The sequence below is a fragment of the Dapis brunnea BLCC-M229 genome, assembly GCF_050015995.1.
In the GTDB taxonomy this organism is placed as follows: domain Bacteria; phylum Cyanobacteriota; class Cyanobacteriia; order Cyanobacteriales; family Microcoleaceae; genus Trichodesmium.
In genome coordinates this window covers 25,742-31,741 of sequence record NZ_JBNHEP010000246.1, presented here as the reverse complement: position 1 = coordinate 31,741, position 6,000 = coordinate 25,742, and the positions used below count along the sequence as shown (strand labels likewise).

Sequence of the window (6,000 nt, the reverse complement as noted above, 5' to 3'; positions counted from 1 at the left end):
TCTTTCCTAGATAATTTTTATCTATTATGTCCTAATCTTTGCTTCGACTGCTATAAAACAAACTGCGGTACCCATTCCTCCAAGGCAACTATAAATTATATCTTCATATCCTGAAATATCGTCGTCGCAAAATTTACCAAATAGATGAGACCCTGGAATGACTTGAGTTGGTCCGTTTACTGGAGAAAATACATCTGTTAAGTAATAATTAACAGAAAATGCTAGAACATTTAAGCGAATATTAGTTAAAGGTTTGCCATTAAGAGAAAGAATGTGTGGTGTATCATCTTGATGCCATTTATTTTTTGCTAGTCCATCAGTTTGTGGCGTAATTTTAAAGGAATTATTGTGAATAACATGAACGACATTTTATATGACTTTTTGATTTTTTAATAGTAATTCCTCTGCCAAATCTAGTTACTGTTAACGTAGTTCCTCGAAGAGAATACCTGACACTTGAATGCTTACATCTTATATATTTTGATCAAAGGTAATTTTTAATTGTAGATTTAGAAAAATATAGATTCTAAAAATAAAAAACTTAACCCTATCAAATCAATATAAAGACTATATAAATAAATGCTAATTACTATAAAAAAAATAAGAAAAAAGTAGGAAGTAAGCCGGGTTCTGTTCCCTTAACTGAAACCAGTTAAGAGGGCAGTTATCTATCTAGGATGCCTGTCACCAGACACCTCTTGCGGTACACCTAACACCACAGATAAATCTGTGATGCAACGGAATTGGAAAAAGACCAACCATTTTTCCTCCGACCTTGCTCCCCGCCGGGGTTTACCGAGCCAGTGCCTCACGACACTGCTGGTGCGCTCTTACCACACCTTTGCACCCTTACCCCGATAAACAGGGCGGTATTTTTCTGTGGCACTATCCTCACGATCACTCGCACTGGGCGTTACCCAGCAAGCTTGGTCTTTCGGGAGCCCGGACTTTCCTCAGACCCCAAATATTGAGTCCGCAACCGCCTCACCTACTTTTTTCCTATTTAAGTTATTGTATCAGAAATAATTAGCCTTTGAGTAATTTTTAGATTAAATATTTAAGTATTTTTTCCTTAATCATCTTTTTTGAGAGTAGTTGAGAGATTATTAAACCATCCTTTTTGCCAGAAAAAATAAATCAAACAAATAGCAGTAAGAAACATAATGAATAAGCAAAGAGGATAACCATAATACCAATCTAGTTCTGGCATATTTAAAGGAGATTTTTCTGGGTTGAAGTTCATTCCATAAACTCCGGCTATAAAAGTTAATGGAATAAAGATTGAAGAAATTACAGTTAGTAGCTTCATAACTTCATTCATTTTATTACTTACTGAGGATAAATAAATATTCATTAAATCTGAAGCTAAATCTCGATAACTTTCTACTATATCTCTAAGTTGAATTGTATGTTCATAGCAGTCTCTAAAATAAACTAATACATCAGGATTTATTAAGTTACTACCATCTCGAATTAGAATATTAATTGCATCTCTTAATGACCAAATAGTTCGACGGAGTGTTAATAGTTCTCGCCTCAGTTGATAGATTTTTTGCATTGTCTGATGATTAGGGTTAATTACTACTTCATCTTCTAATAGTTCTATCTTTTCTCCATATTCTTCTAAGACTGGAAAAAAACCATCAATTATTGTATCTAGTAGGGAATATGCTAGATAATCTACTTTTTTTTTGCGAATAATTCCTTGATTCTTTTTGATTCTTTCTCTTACAGGTTTTAGACAATCATGTTCGGGATTTTCTTGAACTGTAATTAAATATTTTTCCCCTAATATGATACTTACTTGTTCTTTTTTCAATTCTTCTAAATCAGAACTTATTCTTACCATCAAGGTGATAATTATGATTTGATTTTTGTCATGTATAATTTTGGGTCTTTGAGGAACATTAACTACATCTGCAAGGGTAAGAGGATGTATTTGAAATAGTTTTGCCATCTGTTGCCAGGAAGTTTGATTACCTAAACCAATCACATTTATCCAAGAAATTGAATCAGATTTGAGATAGGGAATACAAGCTTGAGGATTTGATATTTGTATTCTAGTTGCTTTATTTTCTGTATAGTCTATCAAAGACATTTCTGGGGGTAGAGCATCTGGTTTTAAATCTAAAGTTCCAGGTAAATCTTCTGGGTCGTCGTAGTAATATTCAACATGAGATTCTTCTTCTTCTGGTGGTAATTCAGGTGTATAAGATTCTGATTTAAGAGAATGTGCCATAAATTTCAACTTATAAGATTATCAAGTATAATTTCTTGTAATTTTAGTTTTAATTTTATTGATTTTTCAGATCAAAAAAGTAATATAAATTTAAAAAAATATGTTTACAGTAGACGGTGAGTATTAATGTGTAAAAGTTTTTATTTATCTGGAGCAAGGATAAATTTTGCAATCTTTGCTCACCCTACTTATTTTATATAGCAATCCGCGCATAGGTTCGGGTAATCAAAAAGTAAATAAAAAAACTGAAACTTTTCCCTGTTCCCTGTTCCCTAAAAAGCAGTAAGATTTTTGAAAGGAATAAAATAGGATTGCTATAGTTAGTAGGAATGGCAAAGAAGTTGTATCAAACCAAATTATTAATTTTTTAAAGTTCCTTTTTTGTATAATGTAGTTTTAATTTTTAGGAAAATTAACTTATTTTATGTCTATGTGTAAGTTTGATAATTTGAGAAATTGCCAAAACATAATATTTATCTAAAAAGCTAAATAGTCAATAATTATGAAAACAAAAAATATACTTTTCTTAAGTAATGGTCATGGAGAAGATACTCATAACTGTCAAATTATTAAAGTTTTGAGAAAAATTTCTTCTGATACAAAGATATCAGCTATGCCTATTGTTGGTTCTGGTAGTAATTATAAAAAATTAAATATACCAATTATTAGTCCTACAGCAAATATGCCATCGGGAGGATTTTTATATCTTAATCCTTTATTATTATTTAAAGATTTGAGGCAAGGCTTAATTAGCTTAACTTGGCAACAGTTACAGACAGTTTGGAAATTTGCTAAAAACTGTGATTTAATTATGGCTACTGGAGATATTGTTGTAGCAGCGATCGCCTATTCAACAAAGCTTCCTTATGTAGTATTTCTTTCTGCTGATTCTAGTTACTATGAAGGTAAAATTAATCTTGGTTTAGTATTGCCAAAATTACTGAATAATTCTCGATGTTTAAAGGTTTTTGCTAGGGATGCTTTGACGGCAAAAGATTTAAACCGACAAGGAATTAAGAAGGCAGAATTTGTTGGTACGCCAGTTATGGATAATTTAACTTCAACAGGGAAAAATTTACAGCTTCACCCAGAATTATTTACTATTGCTATTTTACCTGGTTCCCGGTTACCAGAAGCTAGTAGAAATTTATGTTTGCTGTTGAAACTTGTCAGAGAAATTGTCAAAGTTATGGGAGAAAATGTTTGTCAGTTCCGAGCTGCAACTGTGCCTATTTTAATGTCTGAACTAGCGGCGATAGGTACTTCTCAAGGCTGGCAATATCAAGGAAGCAAGCTAAAATTTTTAACTCAAGAATATGCAATAGAAGTAATTTGTTGTGAGGATGCTTTTGCAGATATTTTACAAAATTCAAATTTGGTAATTGGTATGGCTGGAACTGCAATAGAACAAGCTGTTGGATTAGGGAAACCTGTAATTACTATTCCTGGTGAAGGTCCGTCATTTACTTATCGTTTTGCGGAAGCTCAAACTAGACTTTTAGGCTGTTCAGTACAGGTTATTGGTAAAAAAATAGCTAATAGTTTTATTCTGCAAGAAGCTGCTCAAAAAGTAAAAGAAACTTTGGCAGATAAAGAGTATTTAGCAGTTTGTATTGACAATGGTTTAGAGCGAATGGGAAAACCAGGTGCTAGTGCTAAAATAACTGATTATCTTGTTAAATATCTCCAGGAATATAAGTAGCTAGGTGAAATTAAATAGAAAATTATTGAGAGGAAATAGGAAACAGGGATGAAATAATTTCTCTCACCTGACTCGACATCTGCACTATTAGTTTTATATTTTTTCAACGACCTACTTAGCAATTACTCTTCAGCCGTCAGCTATTGGTTATTTGCTTTTCCTGTGTGGAAGTTTTCTTTCCAGAGTTGGTTAGTGTAAATAATCAAGAGGATAAAATTGATTCGTAAATTTTCATCTGATTTGGTTTTGAGGGGAGGAAAGTAGGAAATTATTCTGGAAATAATTACTCTTCAGCGGTCAGTTATCAGGTAATAATTCAGGTATTAGCCTTCAGTTTTTCCTGCGGAATGCTACGGAAACAGCTTTTCGGTGGTAATAATTCTGCACCAACTAATACCATTTCTCAAAAAGAATACTATACCCGATTGGGTGGGGAAGTGTGGGGAGTGGGGGAGTGTGGGGAGGAATAAACATAAGAATAATAAACATTAACTGGGCTAATAAAGAGCAAAAAATTAATTTCCCCTGTGTTAATTATTTAATAACTGAAGTGCGACCTAAGTATAGCAATGCTTTTGGGAATTGGTATAATTAATAAGAAAGATTAGCAAAGAATGCTTTGAGAGTAACTTTGAATTTTCCTTCAATCTTTTAACTCTGATTCTTCCTGCAAAAAGAATAAGTTAATGGTGCTCCAGCCAATAGCTGATGGCTGAATCCTTGCCTTATAAGTTTTTTAATTTTCCAGTTCAGGGATTTTTTTTTCCAGAGTTGGTTACTAGAAATAATCAAGAGGAAAAAACTTACGAATCAATTTTTTCTGATTTGGTTTTGAGGGGAGAAAAGTAGGAAATTATTCTGGAAATAATTACTCTCCAGTGGTCATTTATAAGTTTTTTTTCCGGTTCAGGGATTTTTTTCCATAGTTGATTAGGATTAGTAATCAATAGAAAAAAATCTATTAGTCAATTATCTATTGTTTAATTTTTAAGTGAAATAGGTAGGAGTTAGCTGTCAGCAATTACTATCCGAAAGCTAACTGCTGAAAACTGAAAAGTATAAAAGGTTAAAATCTACAAACTGAACTAGATTGGACAGGACATATTTTTTGATTGAGAGGATTTCCTTGTAAATTAAGGGTACTTAATCTAGTTAAAGATTTTAGAGAAGTAGCATCAGTAATCTGATTATCCCTAAGATTCAGAAAAGTTAAACTGGTAAGCTGAGATAGGGGATTAACATCACTAATTTGATTATCTACAAGTTCCAGATTAGTTAAATTAGTTAAAGATGATAAAGGACTAATATCTGTGATTTTATTGTTAGAAAGACGCACTCTAGTAAGCTGAGTTAAAGATGATAAAGGACTAATATCAGTAATTTGATTGCGATTTAAGGCAATGCTACTCAGTTTAGTTAGATTTGACAAAGCACTAAGGTCAGTAAATTTATTACCCACTAAAGCAAGGTTGGTTAAATTAGTCAAATTAGATAAAGGACTAATATCTTGAATAGGGTTGTTAATCAGGTTTATATTTTTCAGTTTAGTTAAATTAGCAAGCGGACTAATATCAGAAACTTGGTTATTCCATAGATCTAGTTCAATCAAATTAGTTAAATTAGCAAGGGAACTAATATCAGTAATTTCATTAAATTTGAGGTTAAGAATTTTCAGATTTGTGAGGCTAGAAATCGGTCTGACATCCTTAATTTCACGGCGAAATATACTAATTCTATCCGTACTAGAAAGTTGTTGGTTGGCAACATTACAATCTTCTGTATCAACTTCTTCTAATAAGAGATTGACAGTATGTTTGGTTTCTTCGGGAAGATTAGCCTTATTTTCACACCATTCTTGAAATGTTGTATATTTATTTGTTAGTTGTGACTCCTGGGAAAATACGGGTAAACAATGATAGATTCCTAAATATAAAGTCAATGTGGTTGACAGGTAGATTGTTGTTTTGTAGGCGTGGGTTATACTTGAAAATATTTTTAGCATATTCAGATTTTACTAACTTACTAGGAATAGATTCTACTATAGCGTTTCTCAGCCTAA

Annotated in this window: 5 protein-coding genes and 1 other RNA gene; 2 read left to right on the top strand and 4 right to left on the bottom strand. The window is 32.3% G+C overall.

All coding sequences use genetic code 11. The annotated features are described in order from the left end of the window. Window positions 1-24: 24 nt before the first annotated feature. The 3 genes from ACP6PM_RS28180 to corA form a co-directional block, all read right to left on the bottom strand. Window positions 25-333: a phytanoyl-CoA dioxygenase family protein gene (locus ACP6PM_RS28180; protein WP_426590205.1), complete on the bottom strand. Its 309-nt coding sequence runs from the start codon at window positions 331-333 to the stop codon at window positions 25-27. Between the two features lie 271 nt (window positions 334-604). Beyond that, an RNA gene (gene rnpB / locus ACP6PM_RS28175) (RNase P RNA component class A) lies at window positions 605-995 on the bottom strand. Between the two features lie 77 nt (window positions 996-1,072). Continuing rightward, the gene (gene corA / locus ACP6PM_RS28170; RefSeq protein WP_426590204.1) at window positions 1,073-2,239 is read right to left on the bottom strand and encodes a magnesium/cobalt transporter CorA; all 1,167 of its coding nucleotides are present in this window, start codon (window positions 2,237-2,239) and stop codon (window positions 1,073-1,075) included. Between the two features lie 502 nt (window positions 2,240-2,741). Here corA and ACP6PM_RS28165 point away from each other — a divergent pair. Then, window positions 2,742-3,941: a lipid-A-disaccharide synthase-related protein gene (locus ACP6PM_RS28165; protein ID WP_426590203.1), complete on the top strand. Its 1,200-nt coding sequence runs from the start codon at window positions 2,742-2,744 to the stop codon at window positions 3,939-3,941. 347 nt (window positions 3,942-4,288) lie between these two features. Further along, window positions 4,289-4,411, top strand: coding sequence for a hypothetical protein (locus ACP6PM_RS28160; RefSeq protein ID WP_426590202.1), 123 nt, complete (start codon window positions 4,289-4,291; stop codon window positions 4,409-4,411). A 596-nt stretch (window positions 4,412-5,007) separates the two neighbouring features. Here ACP6PM_RS28160 and ACP6PM_RS28155 read toward each other — a convergent pair. Then, window positions 5,008-5,943 carry a leucine-rich repeat domain-containing protein gene (locus tag ACP6PM_RS28155; RefSeq protein WP_426590201.1) on the bottom strand — a complete coding sequence of 312 codons (936 nt, stop codon included), beginning with the start codon at window positions 5,941-5,943 and terminating at the stop codon, window positions 5,008-5,010. Between the last annotated feature and the right edge of the window lie 57 nt (window positions 5,944-6,000).